Here is a 17,771-nt window from a genome sequence, read left to right on the forward strand (position 1 = left end):
TTAGATTGTACTGTTCCAATTAACTCAAACAGACTACCTCGGCATGTCAATGCCCGGGGTAGTCTGTTTTTAATAATGCTATTAATAATTTTTGCTATAAATAATTCATAAAATCAATATAAAGCTGCTCTTGACCGATAAGTTCCACATGCTCGGGGAAATTACCGCCTTCCGCACAAACAGATAATTTATAGGCAGGATCTATAGAATATTGCTTGAAGCGGCAATTCCGAAATTCTTGCTCCGTATTCAGCGAGATGCCGGTAGGTTGTTTTCGGATGGCAAAGGAATCGAGGGGGACCGACAAGCCGAACCCGGAAGCTTTAACGTAGCTTTCTTTAAGCGTCCACAAGTCGAAAAAATACTCTGCTCTGCGGTCGGCGGGTACCTTTTGTAAATCGCGAAATTCCTGTTCCGCAAAGCAATGCTCCGCCACGTCCATATCCGGTTCGCGGATTTCTTCCACATCGATGCCGCAAGAAGAGGCCGAAAGGGCGCCGACAATCCATTGCCCCGAATGGGATTGATTGAAATGACATCCGGTGTTCCCGGATAACAGCGGTTTACCGAAAGGGTTCACATGTAGTTGGATTTCGCTGTTTTTAATAGCGAGAGTCCGGCAAATCATATACCGGGATAGAATGTCGGCCGTCATACAGCGCAAAGCGTCAGCCCGGTGAAAGAACCTGCGGATTTTCTCCTGTTTCTCAATTGGCAACGCCTCAAGGAGTTTGTGCTCCAGCAGCGGATCAGGCTCCTGAGTCAGTTTAACGCCGTAAACTTGGATCATACTCATACTTTTTCTCCTATTTCGGATCGGAATTTTCCAATATAGATAGTATACCAAACGATTACCGCTATGTATTTATCACCTAATTTATGGGTAATGATTAGCAGGAAAATTTTCAAATAAATTAATCCTATAAAATTACTTGTATTTATGTTATGATACGTCTGTGAAACTGATCAGTCATACTGCAGTCATCAACATTCATAGGTTCTATAGGGGGAATCGGAAGATGGAAACATTGAGAATTATCATTAACGTGGCCGTTATGCTCGTGCTGCTAGGCGTTCTTCTCTGGATGCAGAAGAAGCATATATCTTTTACAAAGCGGGTGTTTACCGGTCTGGGCCTCGGCTTGGTCTTCGGAGTTATTCTTCAGTTGATCTACCAGGCGGATTCGGAAGTGCTGGCCAAGTCTACGGACTGGTTCAACCTGGTGGGACGCGGATATGTCGGACTGCTGCAAATGATCGTTGTACCTCTGATTATGGTATCGATTATCTCGGCGATCATGAAGCTGAAGGGAAAGCAAAACCTCGGTAAAATGACCGGTCTCATCATCGCGGTGCTTTTGATAACGACGGCAATTGCCGCAACAGTTAGTATCGTAACCAGCTTGAGCTTTGATCTGAAAGCGATCGAAATCGAAGCCGGCGAGAAGGAGCAAGCTCGTGGAGCGAAGCTTGAGGAACGCGTGGGCGATGTAGCCGATAAAACGATTCCTCAGCAAATACTGGATTTCATCCCGACCAATCCTTTCGCGGATATGACGGGAGCGCGCAGTACTTCGACGCTTGCGGTCGTTATTTTCTCAGCATTTATTGGAGTAGCCGTTCTGGGCTTGGATAAAAAGAAACCGGAACAAGCGGACACTTTCCGTAAAATAGTAGACGCGGTTTACGCGGTCGTTATGCGAATCGTAACGCTGGTGCTCAGGCTGACGCCTTACGGGATTCTGGCGCTGATCACCAATACGGTCGCTACGACGAATCCGGAAGAAATTCTGAAGCTGATCAAGTTCGTGGGCGCTTCGTACGTCGCCTTGATCGTAATGTTCATCATTCATTTGATTCTGTTGGCACTGTTCGGATACAATCCGGTACAATACGTGAGAAAAGTACTGCCAACGCTCGTATTTGCCTTTACTTCGCGTTCCAGCGCCGCGACTATTCCACTGAATGTGGAAACGCAGACTAAGCGTCTGGGCGTGCCGGAAGGCATCGCCAACCTGTCGGCCTCGTTCGGGGCAACGATCGGCCAGAACGGCTGCGCCGGTATCTACCCGGCCATGCTGGCCGTCATGATCGCACCGACCGTCGGCATTGACCCGCTCAGCTGGGATTTCATCCTGACGCTGATCCTGGTCGTCACAGTCAGCTCCTTCGGGGTAGCCGGCGTGGGCGGCGGCGCAACCTTCGCCTCGCTGATCGTGTTGTCCACGATGAACCTGCCGGTAGCTCTTGCAGGCTTGCTGATCTCCGTTGAGCCATTGATCGACATGGGCCGTACGGCACTCAACGTCAACGACTCGATTACGGCCGGCGTCATCACCGGCAAGGTACTCGGCGAGAACGATCAGGACGTGTTCAAGCGGAACGTGGATCTGGATGTCGTGCAGGCTTAATAAATATAATAAACAGCCCGGAGCAGAGTGCTCCGGGCTGTTTATTTATTTGCGATGGAGAAGCCTGATGATGTGGTTGGAAATACTGGTTGGGATACCTATTCAATAACCATGTTTTTTTCGTCAAAATATATTTCTTGAGGTTCGCTTGGTTCCGGAGTGGAGCTGGAACCTCCGCCGTGGATAGTAAGATCACTATTTCCGTTGAGGGTAATCGAACCGTTGGAGTACAGAAGGCCTGTTAACTCGGCTTTGTTTTTACCACCCATAACGAGCGCGCCGGCGTCATATAAAGCGAACTGATTATAACCGGATAACGTACCTGTAGTGGAGCCTCCGACATAAACATTCCCGGCCAGCAGGGTTCCGTGCAGATTGATGTGATTCGTATACAGAGTTCCCGAGATAATCACCTTCGGATCGCTGTTGAAATTGGTCGTTCCTTTTACCCTGATAAATTTACCGGAGCCGGCATTGAGATGAACTTCTCCTCCGTTCACGAGGAGGTTTCCTTCGATAATTATATTGCCGGTTGCCGTGATCGTGGAGCCGGATTCCATCGTAAGCTCACCGGTGATAAGCAGATCACCGTCAACAGTTATTGAAGTCTTTTGCATCAATTTAAAAGATTTTAATGACTTTGAAGTAGAGTAATTCAAACTCTGTTTAACTTCATTATCAGGCTCGGAAGGTTGGGCCGGTAAAGAACCTTTAATTTTACTAGCCTCTTGGTCCACTTTGGCAATAAGGCTAGTGACCTCGACTCTCTCCGGTAGAGTAATTCCTTGCACGGAAGAAGTCGACGTAAGGACCTGCCCTTTGATCGTGGAATTATTATTATGAAACCCTCCAGCCACATAAACATTACCTTCGATAATGCCGCCGTTCAGCATCACCGCCCCTTGGCTCACTACGGCATATCCGCCGTTTCCACCGCCTGTAGGAGGATCCTTCGGCACGTAAGACAACGTAATTTCAATCTTTTTACTTGCGGTTTGGGTGATTTTTCCCGATCTTCCTTCCATAGTGATGACAGCGGAGTATTTCAATTTCTCTTCATCCAAATTAATAGTCCGCTCATCCAGATAGGGTGAGGCTGCCTCTTGAACTTTATTTCCAACCATTTTAAGAGTTATTTTCTCTTCTTCTTTCAAGGTCATTACAGCGCCCCGGACTTCAGCAAGTTTCACAAGAAGCTTGGTCTCTGCATCGGCTTGTGCAGCCATCAGGTCGGAGGAAACGTTGACCATCCCTTGGGAGTTCGTTACGTTGCGCATGACAAGCGTGCCGATGACGACCAGTATGACGATAAGAAATAGGGCGGATATGAGGGCGTAGCCTTGTTCGTTTTTGCCGCTCTTCAGCTTCATTTCTATCACCTCACGAAATTAATTTGATCGAGACGAACAAATAAAGGGGTTCCATCTTGCTCTCGCCGGCGAGGCGGCACCATAGATGAATCTGTAATTCCTTATTAGCCTTGATAAAATAAGAACCCGTCAAATCAAGCTCACTATCGCTAAAAAGCTTTCCGTTTTTGTCATACAAGCCACCGTCTTTTAAGGTTAAGGACACTGGTGAACTACTATCACTCATCACATCTGTTATGACCTCAGCATTGATAGATGACATATCCGGAGATGAGACGGAGACAGTATTCTTTAGCTTGGCCTGTAGTGCGGCGCTAAGAGTGATAGCCTTGTTTCTGAGCTCGGTTTCGTGATTGACTCTTCCATAAGCGAGAAGCGAGGTTGATAGAATGGTAGAGATAAGTATCAATAGCAGCCCCGCCAAGGCTAGAGCGGCGAGCAATTCAACCAGGGTGAGTCCGTCTTCTTTGCGGAAGTTAAAGGTCCGGCTGTTCATAGTTTATTTCCCCCCGTCAATCGCATAGTTCTTTTTGGCTGCGCCGACGATCGAGACTTTGTGCTTGTATTGTCCTGGCTGGTCTTTATCTGGAGCCCAAGAAGTTGTAATAGTAATGTACAAAACATCAGGATTTGAGGTATATTTAGGATGGTTTCGGCAAATTTGCGTGTCAATGACATAAATTTCATTACTGGTTTGCTCGGGAAGCTGCGTACAGTTGGAAGCGGTTAGTCGCCCCTCCAGATCGTTAAAGGGTATTGCCTGAACTTTGTGCAGCTCGGCATTGGCGAGATGGGTGGCCGACAGCTTTTGGTTGGTCAGTTTGCTCTGAGCCTCGCTGTTCGTAAAATAGGATAGAAAATATAAACTGACGATCGAGATTATTACTAACGCTATCGCTACTTCAATCAGCGTCAAGCCATCCTCCTTAGCGATCGTGGATCCTAGGGATTTTTTTGTGCGCAGATGTAACTTATTCATTACAATTCCTCGCTCTCATCGGTGTTCATAGATGTAGTGTCGAAACTTGATTCATCAGAAGGAGAATTGTTAGAAAAATAGGTAAAATGTACTATTTTATAATAGCATCAATAAGTCAAAAGGTATATAATCATTACAAATGCTGTTTACTATTATTTTCCTCAATTATAGTACCCTACGTAATCTTGTTAATCATTTCTGACTACGATTCAGTCTCCGCCTGTAATTACTAGATATTTCTACTCAAATAAGAGGGTGTGAAACATGTACACGATCAAAAAACGTCTGGGTGAACTTCTTCTTGAATCCGGGATAATTACGGAAGCGCAATTACAAACCGCACTCGAAGAGCAACGAAGCACCAAAAAAAAGCTCGGTGACGTTTTGCTGTCACAGGGAGTTCTTACAGAGCATCAATTGATCGAAGTGCTGGAATTCCAGCTTGGCATTCCGCATGTTACATTGTCAAGGTTTCAAATCGACCCTAAACTAAGCCAAATTATTCCTGAAACGATGGCCAAACGATATCAGGTGATGCCGATCCGCGTAGATGGCCGGAAGTTGATGGTTGCCATGGCAGACCCTTTGGATTTGTTCGTCATTGATGATTTACGGATGAGCACCGGGTTTACGATTGAGCCGGCGATCATCGCCCGCGGCGAGCTGCAGCGTGGTATTGCGCGTCTGTATGGTCTGCAGGACTCTATGAATGAAATGATCAAGGATCTGGGATCCGGAGATGGACCGATTGAAGTGGAGCAGTCCGTCATTACGGACGAGGAGTCCCCGGTCGTAAGGCTTGTCCATCAGATGATCGAGCAAGCCGTTCGGCTGGGAGCGAGTGATATTCACGTTGATCCGATGGATACCCAAGTGGCGATCCGGTATCGGATCGACGGGATGCTGCGGAGCGAACGGTCGATTCCCAAAACGATGCAAGGCGTTATAACGGCCCGGCTGAAAATTCTGGGGAATCTGAATATCGCCGAGCGCCGGCTTCCCCAGGACGGGCGAATCAAGATGATGATCGACGGCAAGCAGATCGATATCCGGATTTCTTCGTTGCCGACAGTGCACGGAGAGAAGGTCGTCATGCGGCTGCTCGATCTTGCTACGGGAGTTAAGGCCTTGGACAAGCTCGGAATGACCGAGCACAACCAGGGATTGTTCCGGCGAATGATCGAGAAACAGCATGGGATCGTGCTGCTTACGGGGCCAACCGGCAGCGGTAAAACGACCACGCTGTACTCCGCGCTGCAGCATTTGAACCGGGAGCAGAACAATATCATTACGATTGAGGACCCGGTGGAGTATATGCTGGAGGGCGTGAACCAGATGCAGGTTCATCCTGCAGCCGGCCTGACCTTTGCCAAAGGGCTTCGCTCCATTCTCAGACAGGATCCGAATATCATCATGGTGGGCGAAATCCGTGACTATGAAACTGCGGAAATTTCGATCCGGGCCTCGCTCACCGGGCATTTGGTCTTTTCGACGCTTCATACGAATGACGCGGTCAGCACCATTGTCCGTCTAAGAGACATGGGAGTTGAGCCTTATCTTATTTCTTCTTCACTAATCGGCGTGGTAGCCCAGCGCCTCGTTCGCCGGATTTGTCCGGACTGCGCTGCAGCATACGTTCCGGATGTCAAAGAGCGGATCTATCTGGAACGTCTGGGGATCACGGTGGACAAGCTGCATCATGGCAAGGGCTGCGGCACATGCGGCAAAAGCGGGTACCGGGGGCGGATGGCCATTCACGAGGTTCTTTGGATCGATGATGAATTGCGCGATTCGATCGTGAATGGAACCCCGATTACGGAACTTCGCAAACATGCGGCGAAGCTGGGTATGCGAACCTTGTTCGAAGACGGCATCGAAAAAATGATCGCAGGGCACACCACCCTGCAGGAAATTCTCCGTGAAGCCGGTGATGAAGAGGAGGTGAGGCAATGAGCGACGCTGAACAATATTTTGCCTCATTGCTTACAGAGGCGCAGGAATCAGGGGCATCGGATTTGCATATGACCGTCAACTCGCCGCCGGTGTTGCGGATTGACGGGATGCTGCATCGTATGGACAGGGATGCAGCATCCCCGGCCATGCTGGAGGAGTATGCGCGGACGATTATGAATGAGTCCCAGTACAGTAAGTTTCTGGATAACGGCGAGGTGGACTTCTCTTACGGGGTTCCCGGCATATCCCGATTCCGTATCAATGTGTACCGGCAAAGAGGCTCCATGTGTATTGCTGCTCGAGTTATATCGCCCACGGTGCCCCCTTTCGAGACGCTGAAACTGCCGCCGGTGTTGCTTAAACTGGCACAGAAGCCGCAAGGCCTTTTCCTCGTAACGGGACCTACAGGGAGCGGCAAATCAACAACCCTTGCTTCTTTGATTGACTATGTCAACAAGACGCAGAGCAAGCACATTGTTACACTTGAAGATCCGATAGAATATTTGCACCGCCACGGGCGGTCCATTGTCAATCAGCGTGAGGTCGGTCTCGATACCCACTCTTTCGGCAATGGACTACGGGCGGCGCTGCGTCAGGACCCCGATATCATTATGGTGGGGGAGATGCGGGACCCGGAAACGATTCGGACCGCTATAACAGCTGCGGAGACAGGCCATCTGGTTTTTGCGACGCTTCATACCGCTGATGCCCCGCAGACGATTGATCGGATCATCGACGCATTCCCGCCGGAGCAGCAGGGCCAAATCCGGATACAGCTCGCGTCGGTGCTGATTATCGTATTGTCTCAGCGGTTGCTTCCGGCCCGGACGGGTAAAGGAAGACTTGTCGCTACTGAGGTACTGCTGAATACGCCGGCGGTAAGCAATCTGATCCGCACGGAGAAGGTGCATCAAATTAAGAGCGTCATGCAGACAAATGTTCAACTCGGCATGCACACCTTGGAAATGGACATCAGGGAAATGCTTCGTCAAGGCACGGTAGATGAATCTGCGGCGAGGGAGTATTTGTCGGAAGGACAGATGTGATATGGCTCAATTTATATATCAGGGCAGAGATCCCGCGGGGCGGACCCGAAAGGGCGTCATTCAGGCAGCTGACCGTGGAACCGCCCTTGCGGAACTGAAGCGGCAGCAATTTATCGTAACCAAGCTTCAGGAGAAGCGGGAGAACGTTTGGAATAAAGACTTTTATATCGGCAGTCCGGTCAAAAATGAACATTTTGTCGTCTTCTGCCGACAGTTTGCAACGATGATCCGGGCGGGAATCTCGATCGTTGACGCTACGGCCGTCTTGGCCGAGCAATCCGAGAGCAAGGCTCTGAAGAAGACGCTCAGCGAGGTAACATCCGAGCTTCGGAAGGGAAGTACCTTTTCGGGGGCGATCTCGGCCTATCCCCGGATTTTCCCGTCCATCTTCGTCCATATGATTCGGGCGGGGGAAGAGTCGGGGAGTATGGAGGATACACTGGAGCGGCTGGCCGTATATTTTGAAAAAGCCCACTATACCCGGGAAAAGGTAAAGTCGGCGATGACGTATCCGCTCATCGTGGCTGTGATGGCCGTGGCGGTGGTCATATTTTTGCTCAAGTTCATCATTCCGCGATTCCAGTCGATGTTCACGCAGCTGGGCGGCGAGCTTCCGGCCATTACGAAAATGACATTAGCCATGAGCCGAAGCCTGGAAACGCATTGGTATATGTGGATTCTGGTCGCAATGGCGATCGCGGCGGGCGTCTATCTTCTTCTCCGCTGGGAGAAAGGAGCTTATGCCTGGGACTATTTCAAGCTAAAGGTTCCGGTGTTCGGCTTGCTGAACCGCAAGAGCGCCATCGCCCAAATGACGCGCACTTTGTCTTCTCTGTATGCCAGCGCCGTTCCGGTTCTCCAATCGCTTGCGATTGTGGAGAAGATCGTGGGTAATCGTGTAATAGGGGCGACCATTCACGAGTCTCAGAACTCATTGCGTCAGGGGCGCCCGTTATCCGAGCCTTTTCGCAAATCGTGGATTTTTCCTCCGCTAGTCACGCAAATGATCGTGGTTGGCGAGGAGACCGGTTCCATCGACACCATGCTTGGCAAAATCGCCGACTTCTACGAACGCGATGTAGAAAACAGCGTGGACAAGCTCAAGCAGTTGATCGAACCGATTATGATCGTCCTTTTGGCAGGCGTCGTGGGCTTCATCATGGCTTCCATTATGATCCCGATGCTGACCCTTTATGGAAATATAAGCTAAATACAATTGGGAGGTTATCTAAATGACTGCACTTATTCAAAGATTAAGAAAAGAAGAAAAAGGCCTAACATTGATCGAATTGCTCGCCGTTATCGTTATTATTGGGGTTATTGCTGCAATTGCAGTACCGTTGATTACCGGTTTGATTAATAACACGAAGGACAATGCGCGGACTGCGACTGCAAATCAGCTTTTAGAAGCAGCTAAGCTGTACTCTATTGCAAATAATAATGGAGAGATAAAGGATACGGTTACTCTAAAACAACTAGAGGATGGCGAGTATATTCAAAAAGGGTTAACAGACCCTAAGGATGGCAAAGAATTGAGCAAGGATAACACATCTGTTAATTTAGATAAATTGAATATTGAATCAGAAGTTGTTGTAACTTTGACGTTGAACGACGGCAAACCCGTGACATTCACAACAAAAGACTTGAAAGAAAGTAATAAGGGTGCAGAAGGCTCCACACCCGCAACACCTCCAGCAACAAAATAATGCGATTAACTATTTATTTTGTCCTAGGCCTAGCCGCCGGCTACGCGCTTGCCTACCTGGCTCGCGTGCTGCTCGCCCGGCGCGGCTTGCTGGCACCGCCGCAAGCCGCAGCTGCGTCAGCGCCTGCAGGCGAGCCGCCTGAGGCCGGCGGCGCCAAGGCCGCAGTGCCGGCTTGGTACGCCGGGCCGACCCGCCGGCGTCTAGCTGCCGACAGCGCCGCCGCTTTATTGACGGCGGCGCTGTTCGCCTTTATGCACCTGCGCTTCGGCTTCTCGGGCGTGTGGGCGGTCGGTGCATTACTGACGGCGCTGTGCGTCCTCATCACGATCACCGACCTGGCTGCCAGAATTATCCCAAACGGCGCATTGCTCGTTTTCGGCGTCTTACTGCTGGCAGCGGTGCCCTTTGCTAGCCCTGAGCCGTTGTGGCTGCACCTCCTCGGCGCAGTCTGCGGTAGCGGTATTCTCCTTTTGCTGGCGATCCTAAGTTCAGGGCGCGGCATGGGAATGGGGGATGTAAAGCTGCTGGCCGTTTTAGGGTGGGTACTGGGCTTTCCCGGTGTGTTGCTGGCCTTGTTTTTCGGAAGTATCATCGGTTTGCTGGCAGGGCTGCTTCAACAAGCCTCTGGAGGGAACAAGAAAAGGAAGACCATTCCGTTCGGGCCCTATCTGGCCTTCGGTTCCCTGATCGTATACATGTACGGAAAGGAGATCATCGATTGGTATCTGACAAATCTAATACATCATTAATGAAAAGACGCACATCCAAGACAGCTGTCGGGATAACGGTCGATGAAGACGGTATCAGATTCGTTCGCTATAACCCGAAGCTGGGTTTGGCTGAAGAGGCGGGGATGCTTCCCCTTGATTATGTAATCGATGAAGACGGAGTTCCGGAATTGAGCCGTTATTCGGAAATGATTAAGCCCTGGGTAGAACAAAATGGTCTGTCCGGCAGCAAGGTTCATCTTGCGGCTCCAACGTCACAATCCTTCATCCGGTTAATCCGGGTGCCGAAAGTGAAGCGCAAGCAGCTTCGCCGCGTAACCGAATTGGAAGTGGAGAGCAGTATTCGACTTCCCTTCGACGATCCGATCATTGATTATCATTGGACGGATGACGGTGAGGAGCCCGAAGGAACTATGCAGGCTTTTGTCGCCGCGGTGCCGCGTCCGATGATCGCGGATATGGTTGCCGTACTTGAGCAGGCGGGCCTTCGAGTGATCTCCGTTGACCTGGAGACCTTATCGTTAATGCGGGTGATGAGCCGCTCGGATATGCTGAAAAAAGACAACATCATGGCGATTAATTTCAAACCGAAGGAAGCGGAAGTTTATTTATATAACCGGGGAATTCCGGACTTCGTCCGCACTTTTCCCTTGGAGACGGTGTCCGAGGATAGTTTGAATACTTGGCGTTATAGCGAAATTGTCTCTTCGGTCGCCAGAATCATCAACTTTTATGAAAATACGCTGCATGAAGGCAACGAGCGGGTTCAGGATATCGTCATTACCGGGAATGCGCCGGATAAGCCGGTTATATTGAACAGGTTAGTCGAATCTTTTGAACAGATTCGGGTGTCCGAAGTCGATTTGTCTCCATACTTCGCCAATGCGGAATTGGACAATCGGGACAGCTATGCAGTGGCTCTTGGCTTGGCCCTGAAAGGGGTGGGGAAATCATGATCGAAATTAACCTGCTTCCCCCAAAAGAACGCTCGACCCTTTCGTTATTGATTGTTCCGCTGGCTCTGATCGTAGTGGGGCTCGGGCTAGCCGCTTTTCTTATTGTAGGGTATGTAGATTCGCTCGACTCGGCGGAGTCGTCTCGACAACAGCTGGCAGCGACAGAACAGAAGCAAAGCGAACTGCAGAGTGAGCTTCAAACCTTGGGGCAAAGCGAAGGCCTGCATGGAAATGCCGGGGATATGATTGAAGCGCTCAGGAAGCTTCGCCCCGACCTGGATGCTTTACTGACCGAACTGGAATCGCCCCTGTCGTCCGGCAGCACGTTAGAAACAGTGAAGCTGAATGAGGACGGCAGTTTAGCCTGGACCTGTTCGTTTCCGGGTCTGACCGAGGCGGGAGCCTACTCCGTTGCGATCCAAAAAAGATCAGGGGCGGGAGCCGTCTTTATCCAATCTCTTAGAGAGCAAGGGACTCAATTTATCGGATCGTTTCAACTGACGCCCGGGAAGACTCCTGTGAAAGCGGGGAATGCCGAATGAAGCAAGGTTTTGCCGATAAAAGGTTCGTAAGTGTCCTGGCTATCGCGTTCCTAATCATCTTGTTGACCGGATTGTTCTATATGTTTTGGTATCGTCCTGCTTTATCGGAATCAAAAACATTGCTTGCAGAGAGCAATGAAAAGCTGAAATTTCTGCAAGCGACGGAATCGATCGTTAAGAATAAGCGCGATGAAGTTAAGAATTCGGCCGGCAATGAGACGGCCAACAAGAAGGTAGTGCCGGAATCGCTCGATCAGGAAGGGATCCTGCGCGATTTGGAGACGGCGCGTCAAGCGTCTGGAGCCATGATCAAGGAGATCTCGTTCGGTACTGATGCGGCAGGGGGAGAATCGGCTACCGGAACCAGTGCTGCCGAGGATTTGGCCGCGTCTGGTAAACCGGCTGAGATGGCTTTGAGCCTTGCGCTCAGCGGTATGATGGACCGGGCCAACTTGTTAGCTGTCGGGCTGTCCCCGGTACGGGCGGAAGTCCGGCTCAGTGCGTCGCTTCCTCAAGCGAAGCAGTTTGCTGCGAGTTTGCAGCAAGCGGAACGGCTTTATGTTGTCCAGTCCTTCAGTTTCGGAGAAGGGAACGAAGGCTTGGAAAAGGCAGTCTCGATCTCTATTTCCACCTTCTATCGGGCTCCAAACAATCCTTAGTTTAATATTGAAAAAATAGCGGGAGACTGTTACCCATAGGCGGGGCAGTCTCTCGCCACATGGGAACTATTCAGTATTTTTGCGAAAACTTACTTTTCTTGATACTTTTTGCCCGGAGTCCCGTATATATAACTATAATGCGGAAAGGTGGTGCATCTGTCAGGATGGATGCATGGGTGCTATGGCTTATAGCCGCAGGAATTATTCTGGTTCTTGAAATGTTTACGCTCACATTTTACATGCTATGGTTATGTATTGGAACCTTGGTAGCGGCGCTGGTGGCATGGTTTGCGCCGGATGCGTATCTGTTTCAAGTCGTTGCAGGATGCGTGGTAGCGTTAATTTTGACGGTTTTCACGAAACCGCTCTCCAGAAAATTTCGCGCTGCCAAAGGATTTGAAGATACCGGTACCGAACTGGTAGGGAGACAGGGAGTCGTTGTCGAACCGATTGAAGAGGGGCAATATGGCATCGTAAAAGTCGGAGGAGACACCTGGAGCGCCACGTCGGCTCAAACTCTGGCAAAAGATGAGCTTGTACGGGTGCTGAAACGAAGTAGTACAATTATTGAAGTAGAAAGATGGGAGGAATTTATTTAATGGAATGGGCAATTATTGCCGTCATTGTCGTAGTAGTCGTTGTTTTTATCTCACTCACGGTCAAAATCGTACCTCAACAGCGGGTCGGCGTTGTGGAGCGGCTCGGTAGATTCAACCGGTTGATGAACCCGGGGCTGAATATTCTGATTCCGGTGATCGATCAGGTTCGTACTTATCATGACCTGCGGATCCAACAGGCTAATGTGCCTCCGCAAACCGTTATTACAAAGGATAACGTTCAGGTTCAAATCGATACGATCATTTTCTATCAAGTTGTCGGTCCTGAGCAGGCTACGTACGGTATCTCCGATTATGTATACGGGGTTCGGAATATTTCGACCGCGACGATGCGTCAAATCATCGGTAAGATGGAGCTCGACGAAACCTTGTCCGGACGGGAAAAGATTTCGACGGATATCCGGATTGCGCTTGACGAAGCAACCGAAAAATGGGGCGTACGGATTGAGCGCGTTGAAGTTATTGACATTAAACCGCCGCTCGATATTCAAGAAGCAATGGATAAGCAAATGAAAGCCGAGCGGAACAAACGGGCGATCGTTCTGGAAGCCGAAGCGGCTAAGCAGGATATGATCCTGCGCGCTGAAGGGGATAAGCAAAGTAAGATCCTCAAGGCGGAAGGTGATAAGGAGGCTCGTATCCGCGAAGCAGAAGGCTTGCGCCAGGCGCAGGAGCTGGAAGCTATCGGGGAAGCGAAAGCGATCGAGGCGGTTGCTCAGGCCGAGCAAGCCCGGATCGAAATGCTGCGTAACGCCGCACTCAACGAACAAGTATTGGCTTACCAATCCTTCGAAGCTCTCAAGGAAGTGGCGAAGGGACCAGCCAACAAAATATTTATCCCTTCGAACGCCATCGAAACGTTGGGCAGCCTCGGCGCTATGGGCGAAATCTTCAAAGCCGGCAAAGAAGGTAAATAAAGTTAAGTTTAAAGAAAGTCTCCGGAACCAATGTACTTGTTGGTTACCGGGGACTTTTTTTGCTGCGAGGAAGAATGTTGGCCTCATAGCAGTTTGCGATAGGAAGTTCGAAGAAGGTTCGATACGCCGAAAAGGATTATTGCCATAAAAGTACATGGTTTAGTTGTTAGTTGGTACCCTTATACGGCACTCGGATAACGTTGTGTTAGAATTGCGCGGTAACTAGATATGAATTTCAGATTTGTGAGTAGATAGAGAATTTAGATTCGGATGGAGGTAGGTGAAGATGCGCGTCGATGATGGGGAAAGGATATAGTGAAGAGATAGTACGGATAAAGTGAAAATAAGTAAGGATAAAGTGAGGATAGAGTAAAGCAAGGGGATTATAAGGTGTTGCATCGCGGGTTTCGATTAGCCGGAGTTTCAATGTACTCCCAACCCAAGTTGGAGAAAATTAAATTAGATGGAAAACCTACAGTTAATTTGTCCGAATTCCCCCGAAATCAATATTTAACTGGAAAACCTGCAGCTAATTTGACGGATTCGGCGCTGAGATGGCCGTATTGGCCAAATTAACTGTATAAATTGCAGTTAATTTACGTGGAAGCACCAACCTGTAACAATTAACTGGAGAAAATACAGTTAATTTATTCGGAAATGGGGAGAAGGATGAGGGGGCTTCTTCGAGCAGGACTACCGAAGGTACAACAAAAACTACCGAAGGCCCAACAAAAAAAAGGTTGGACAAGGATAGTTCCAAGTCCAACCTTTTGACTAATTAATTTTTGCGGGATGCCAATTGATCCTTCATGCGTTGCAGTTCTTCGGCAACAGCAGCATTCTCAGTTGCATTCACTTGTGAGCCAGCTGCGCCGCTTCCTGCATAGGATTGACCGGAAAGCTGGGTTCCGGCTTCCCATTCGAGGATTTTTTCTTCCATGCGTTCGAAGCCGCGTGCGGCTGCGCCGTAATCCATGCCGCGGCTGAAGTTCGGCCGCTCCATTTGCTCGTGCTCTTCCACTTTGCGGGCCCGTGCGGCCAATTCGTTGCGCTTTTCTTTCAGGCGGGCATGTTCTTCTTTGCCTTCCTTCAAGCGGTATTCCAGCTCAGCCACGCGATCCAGGGCTTCTTTCGCTTCCGCCGCGTATTGCTGCGCCTGCTCCTCGTAATGGATTTTGGCCGTAGCGGCTACTTTAGCACCGGCTTCATCTCCAGCTTCAAGTGCGGCCAGCGCGCGAAGTTCGCTTTCCTTCGCTGCTTTGGCGGCGTCTTCGCTCTTCCGCAGGCGGATGTTCGCGTTCATCTGCTGTTCTTTCAGCATATTTTCGGCAATACGAATATCGTCCTCCAGGTTGCGCAAATACTGCCCCGTCATAACTACCGGATTTTCCAGTTTGTTTAAAACTTCATGCAGGCTAGCTTTAGTAATGTTAGCAATTCGATTAAATAGACTCATTTGTAATTCTCTCCTTTGGTTGGATAGTAGTTTATACTTTAGCTAAACGAACAGGATTACCGTGTTTCATTAATAGTGTGTGTAATGGTCGTCGAATCCGAAGTTGCCGACCGGCTCTTTCGGAACGATTACGCTGGCGATGAGATACAGGGCGACTACGGTGCCGAAACTGCACAGCGCCGCTACCACGGCGATCAGCCGGACCACGGTAGTGTCGATTCCGAACCAACGGGCGATACCGCCGCAAAGGCCGCTGATCTGTTTGTCGGTTGCCGAACGATACAATTTTTTCATGATTGAACACTCGCTTTCTTTTTTATGTCAGATTGGATTATTATTTAAGTCCGTTGTTGATGTCTTAATTCTACCGCGATTCCTAATGCGGCATAACAGGCTTGAGACGGTTTCTGAACTGGACCTTGGTCGGGCTGAATCCTCGCCAGGAGGCGGAAACGGCATAAATCTGCGGGAACGCAGTATAACAGTAAAGAGCCGCAATTTGCGGAAAAAGTCGATTACGATGGAAAGGGAGTGCCTGAATGAGTATCCTGGTTTTGCAGGGAAGCACAAGAGACGAAGGAAATACCGAGCAGTTGAGCAGGCTGGTGTTGGAGGGAGTTCAGCATAAGGAAATTTTATTGCGGGACAAACAAATTCTGCCGATTCATGATCAGCGGCATACGGAGGGCGGGTTCGATCCGGTCGATGATGATTACGACGACGTCATTCGAGAAGTGCTGCAGCATGATACGCTCGTGTTCGCCACTCCGGTCTACTGGTACACCGTATCTGGAATAATGAAGAATTTTATTGATCGCTGGTCCCAAAGTCTTCGGGATTCACGCTTTGATTTCAAAGCGGAGATGGCGCAGAAAAAGGCGTACGTCCTGGTTGTTGGCGGGGACAATCCCCGGATTAAAGCCATGCCGCTTATACAGCAACTAAAATATACTTTCGATTACGTAGGAATGCCGCTGGAGGGGCATATTATTGCCAAAGCAAGCAAGCCGGGAGACATTTGGAATGACAAACGGGCGATCCAGGAGGCTAAATGGCTTAATGCAGAATTGCAAAAATCGGGGTTGACAGTAATTGGATAACCGTATATGATTTAAATCACACTTAACCGATTGGAATAGAATAATATTCTACCGGTCAAACCGGAGACTTGTTGCGGCCTGTTCAGGCTGCGGAGGTCTCCGGTTTTTATTTTAATCAGGGAGGTAGGAGAACATGGCAGCAGTTGATCGAGTGGAATTTGGATGGTTTATTCCGACAACGGGGGATGGCAAGCATATCGGGGTGAAGCCCGAGCGGGAATCTACGCTGGAGTATATGATCCAGGTGGCGCAAACCGCGGAACAAGCGGGATTTGAATTTGCGCTGATCCCTACGGGCAACAGCTGCATCGATGCCTGGATCGTCGGCTCGGCGCTTGCAGCGCAAACGAGGACGCTGAAGCCGCTGGTAGCCATGCGTCCCGGATTGATCGCTCCGGTACTGGCAGCGAGAATGGGAGCTTCTCTGGACCGGATCTCCGGCGGGAGAGCCCTGATTAATGTGGTTAGCGGTGGTTACCCGGATGATTTGCGGGTTACTGGGGATCCGCTGTATCACGATCATGACGCCAGATACGACCGGACACGGGAGTTTCTGAACATCGTCAAGCAGGTTTGGACCGAATCGCATGATTTTTCCGTGGAGGGATTTTTGCGCAGCGGGGGACGCGCCGGAGTACATTTTGAAGGGGAGTACTATCAGATTGAAGGCGGGGTATCGCAACCGGCTCCCGTGCAAAAGCCACACCCGCCGCTCTATTTCGGTGGAAGCTCACCTGCCGGAAAACGGGTTGCCGCGGAAACGGCGGACGTGTATCTGCTCTGGGCGGAGACGATTCAACAGATCAGGGAGCAGATTGAAGAAGTCGAGTCTTATTTGAGCGAGCAGCGCAACACGAAAGGCATTAACCGCACGCTGCGGTACGGCTTACGTGCCCAGTTAGTTGTGAGAGATACGGAGGAGGAGGCATGGGCGGCCGCCCGTGAAATTACAAGCCTCGCCCCTCCTGAATTGTTGAATGTGGTCGATCAGGTTCAATCTAAGACCGATGCTATAAATCAACAGCGTCAGACCGAACTATGGAAGAAATCGCAGGATAACGATTACGTGATCGGCCCCAATCTTTGGGCAGGCTTGTCGCGCATTCGCGGGGGCGGTGCAGTTGCATTTGTGGGAACACCGGATCAGGTATCGGACCGTCTGCTTGAATTCGTTGATGCGGGAATCAGCACGTTTGTACTTTCCGGATATCCGCATGTTGAAGAAGCTCAAATTGCCGGAGACAAATTGCTTCCGCTATTCAAGGCCAAATGGGAGGCCCGTATCGGTCAAACGGTATAGATAGACAGACAAGAGAGGGAGATGGAGAAAC

Annotated in this window: 19 protein-coding genes; 13 read left to right on the top strand and 6 right to left on the bottom strand. The window is 49.9% G+C overall.

What is annotated here, in order from left to right; genetic code table 11:
* Positions 1 to 94: 94 nt before the first annotated feature.
* Positions 95 to 796, bottom strand: a complete 702-nt coding sequence (locus KJS57_RS08970; RefSeq protein ID WP_244861459.1) for a 4'-phosphopantetheinyl transferase family protein — start codon at positions 794 to 796, stop codon at positions 95 to 97.
* Between the two features lie 223 nt (positions 797 to 1,019).
* On the opposite strand from KJS57_RS08970, the gene KJS57_RS08975 reads away from it, so the two are divergent.
* Positions 1,020 to 2,411 (top strand): L-cystine transporter, encoded by a 1,392-nt coding sequence (locus KJS57_RS08975; protein ID WP_211022270.1) that lies wholly within the window; start codon positions 1,020 to 1,022, stop codon positions 2,409 to 2,411.
* A gap of 98 nt (positions 2,412 to 2,509) precedes the next feature.
* Here KJS57_RS08975 and KJS57_RS08980 read toward each other — a convergent pair whose 3' ends face one another.
* The 3 genes from KJS57_RS08980 to KJS57_RS08990 are packed head-to-tail and all read right to left on the bottom strand — an operon-like array spanning position 2,510 to position 4,760.
* On the bottom strand, positions 2,510 to 3,781 hold the full coding sequence (locus KJS57_RS08980) for a hypothetical protein (RefSeq protein ID WP_213654490.1): 1,272 nt from the start codon (positions 3,779 to 3,781) through the stop codon (positions 2,510 to 2,512).
* 10 nt (positions 3,782 to 3,791) lie between these two features.
* Positions 3,792 to 4,277 carry a prepilin-type N-terminal cleavage/methylation domain-containing protein gene (locus tag KJS57_RS08985; protein ID WP_213654491.1) on the bottom strand — a complete coding sequence of 162 codons (486 nt, stop codon included), beginning with the start codon at positions 4,275 to 4,277 and terminating at the stop codon, positions 3,792 to 3,794.
* Positions 4,278 to 4,280: 3 nt separating this feature from the next.
* Positions 4,281 to 4,760 carry a type IV pilus modification PilV family protein gene (locus KJS57_RS08990; RefSeq protein WP_213654492.1) on the bottom strand — a complete coding sequence of 160 codons (480 nt, stop codon included), beginning with the start codon at positions 4,758 to 4,760 and terminating at the stop codon, positions 4,281 to 4,283.
* Between the two features lie 264 nt (positions 4,761 to 5,024).
* Here KJS57_RS08990 and KJS57_RS08995 point away from each other — a divergent pair, with 264 nt between their 5' ends.
* From KJS57_RS08995 to KJS57_RS09040, 10 genes are all read left to right on the top strand, one after another.
* The gene (locus KJS57_RS08995) at positions 5,025 to 6,713 is read left to right on the top strand and encodes a GspE/PulE family protein (RefSeq protein WP_213654493.1); all 1,689 of its coding nucleotides are present in this window, start codon (positions 5,025 to 5,027) and stop codon (positions 6,711 to 6,713) included.
* The gene (locus tag KJS57_RS09000) at positions 6,710 to 7,759 is read left to right on the top strand and encodes a type IV pilus twitching motility protein PilT (protein ID WP_213654494.1); all 1,050 of its coding nucleotides are present in this window, start codon (positions 6,710 to 6,712) and stop codon (positions 7,757 to 7,759) included. Before KJS57_RS08995 ends, KJS57_RS09000 begins: the two co-directional genes overlap by 4 nt.
* A 1-nt stretch (position 7,760) precedes the next feature.
* Positions 7,761 to 8,969, top strand: coding sequence for a type II secretion system F family protein (locus KJS57_RS09005; protein ID WP_213654495.1), 1,209 nt, complete (start codon positions 7,761 to 7,763; stop codon positions 8,967 to 8,969).
* A 22-nt stretch (positions 8,970 to 8,991) separates the two neighbouring features.
* Entirely contained in the window at positions 8,992 to 9,465 is a 474-nt protein-coding gene (locus KJS57_RS09010; RefSeq protein WP_213654496.1) for a prepilin-type N-terminal cleavage/methylation domain-containing protein, read from the top strand.
* Positions 9,465 to 10,214, top strand: a complete 750-nt coding sequence (locus KJS57_RS09015) for a prepilin peptidase (RefSeq protein WP_213654497.1) — start codon at positions 9,465 to 9,467, stop codon at positions 10,212 to 10,214. The genes KJS57_RS09010 and KJS57_RS09015 overlap by 1 nt, the downstream gene beginning before the upstream one ends.
* A complete protein-coding gene (gene pilM / locus KJS57_RS09020; RefSeq protein WP_213654498.1) occupies positions 10,184 to 11,149 on the top strand; it encodes a type IV pilus biogenesis protein PilM in 966 nt (321 codons plus the stop codon). Before KJS57_RS09015 ends, pilM begins: the two co-directional genes overlap by 31 nt.
* Positions 11,146 to 11,691, top strand: coding sequence for a PilN family protein (locus KJS57_RS09025; protein ID WP_213654499.1), 546 nt, complete (start codon positions 11,146 to 11,148; stop codon positions 11,689 to 11,691). Before pilM ends, KJS57_RS09025 begins: the two co-directional genes overlap by 4 nt.
* On the top strand, positions 11,688 to 12,350 hold the full coding sequence (locus KJS57_RS09030) for a hypothetical protein (RefSeq protein ID WP_211022259.1): 663 nt from the start codon (positions 11,688 to 11,690) through the stop codon (positions 12,348 to 12,350). Before KJS57_RS09025 ends, KJS57_RS09030 begins: the two co-directional genes overlap by 4 nt.
* Before the next feature lie 164 nt (positions 12,351 to 12,514).
* Positions 12,515 to 12,949 (top strand): NfeD family protein, encoded by a 435-nt coding sequence (locus KJS57_RS09035; protein WP_211022258.1) that lies wholly within the window; start codon positions 12,515 to 12,517, stop codon positions 12,947 to 12,949.
* The gene (locus KJS57_RS09040) at positions 12,949 to 13,884 is read left to right on the top strand and encodes an SPFH domain-containing protein (protein ID WP_211022257.1); all 936 of its coding nucleotides are present in this window, start codon (positions 12,949 to 12,951) and stop codon (positions 13,882 to 13,884) included. Before KJS57_RS09035 ends, KJS57_RS09040 begins: the two co-directional genes overlap by 1 nt.
* Positions 13,885 to 14,662: 778 nt before the next feature.
* Here KJS57_RS09040 and KJS57_RS09045 read toward each other — a convergent pair.
* Entirely contained in the window at positions 14,663 to 15,340 is a 678-nt protein-coding gene (locus tag KJS57_RS09045) for a PspA/IM30 family protein (RefSeq protein WP_213654500.1), read from the bottom strand.
* Between the two features lie 69 nt (positions 15,341 to 15,409).
* Entirely contained in the window at positions 15,410 to 15,634 is a 225-nt protein-coding gene (locus tag KJS57_RS09050; RefSeq protein ID WP_213654501.1) for a PspC domain-containing protein, read from the bottom strand.
* A gap of 245 nt (positions 15,635 to 15,879) precedes the next feature.
* Between KJS57_RS09050 and KJS57_RS09055 the strand changes: the two genes are divergently transcribed.
* On the top strand, positions 15,880 to 16,440 hold the full coding sequence (locus KJS57_RS09055) for a flavodoxin family protein (protein WP_213654502.1): 561 nt from the start codon (positions 15,880 to 15,882) through the stop codon (positions 16,438 to 16,440).
* A gap of 133 nt (positions 16,441 to 16,573) precedes the next feature.
* Complete coding sequence (locus KJS57_RS09060; protein ID WP_213654503.1) at positions 16,574 to 17,740, top strand: LLM class flavin-dependent oxidoreductase; 1,167 nt, start codon at positions 16,574 to 16,576, stop codon at positions 17,738 to 17,740.
* Positions 17,741 to 17,771: the final 31 nt, after the last annotated feature.

Source organism: Paenibacillus vini (assembly GCF_018403325.1).
GTDB classification, from domain to species: Bacteria; Bacillota; Bacilli; order Paenibacillales; family Paenibacillaceae; genus Fontibacillus; species Fontibacillus vini.

Coding starts and splice junctions, on each gene's coding strand:
- KJS57_RS08970 (WP_244861459.1), bottom strand. CDS start 796: ATGAGTATGATCCAAGTTTACGGCGTTAAACTGACTCAGGAGCCTGAT.
- KJS57_RS08975 (WP_211022270.1), top strand. CDS start 1,020: ATGGAAACATTGAGAATTATCATTAACGTGGCCGTTATGCTCGTGCTG.
- KJS57_RS08980 (WP_213654490.1), bottom strand. CDS start 3,781: ATGAAGCTGAAGAGCGGCAAAAACGAACAAGGCTACGCCCTCATATCC.
- KJS57_RS08985 (WP_213654491.1), bottom strand. CDS start 4,277: ATGAACAGCCGGACCTTTAACTTCCGCAAAGAAGACGGACTCACCCTG.
- KJS57_RS08990 (WP_213654492.1), bottom strand. CDS start 4,760: ATGAATAAGTTACATCTGCGCACAAAAAAATCCCTAGGATCCACGATC.
- KJS57_RS08995 (WP_213654493.1), top strand. CDS start 5,025: ATGTACACGATCAAAAAACGTCTGGGTGAACTTCTTCTTGAATCCGGG.
- KJS57_RS09000 (WP_213654494.1), top strand. CDS start 6,710: ATGAGCGACGCTGAACAATATTTTGCCTCATTGCTTACAGAGGCGCAG.
- KJS57_RS09005 (WP_213654495.1), top strand. CDS start 7,761: ATGGCTCAATTTATATATCAGGGCAGAGATCCCGCGGGGCGGACCCGA.
- KJS57_RS09010 (WP_213654496.1), top strand. CDS start 8,992: ATGACTGCACTTATTCAAAGATTAAGAAAAGAAGAAAAAGGCCTAACA.
- KJS57_RS09015 (WP_213654497.1), top strand. CDS start 9,465: ATGCGATTAACTATTTATTTTGTCCTAGGCCTAGCCGCCGGCTACGCG.
- KJS57_RS09025 (WP_213654499.1), top strand. CDS start 11,146: ATGATCGAAATTAACCTGCTTCCCCCAAAAGAACGCTCGACCCTTTCG.
- KJS57_RS09030 (WP_211022259.1), top strand. CDS start 11,688: ATGAAGCAAGGTTTTGCCGATAAAAGGTTCGTAAGTGTCCTGGCTATC.
- KJS57_RS09035 (WP_211022258.1), top strand. CDS start 12,515: ATGGATGCATGGGTGCTATGGCTTATAGCCGCAGGAATTATTCTGGTT.
- KJS57_RS09040 (WP_211022257.1), top strand. CDS start 12,949: ATGGAATGGGCAATTATTGCCGTCATTGTCGTAGTAGTCGTTGTTTTT.
- KJS57_RS09045 (WP_213654500.1), bottom strand. CDS start 15,340: ATGAGTCTATTTAATCGAATTGCTAACATTACTAAAGCTAGCCTGCAT.
- KJS57_RS09050 (WP_213654501.1), bottom strand. CDS start 15,634: ATGAAAAAATTGTATCGTTCGGCAACCGACAAACAGATCAGCGGCCTT.
- KJS57_RS09055 (WP_213654502.1), top strand. CDS start 15,880: ATGAGTATCCTGGTTTTGCAGGGAAGCACAAGAGACGAAGGAAATACC.
- KJS57_RS09060 (WP_213654503.1), top strand. CDS start 16,574: ATGGCAGCAGTTGATCGAGTGGAATTTGGATGGTTTATTCCGACAACG.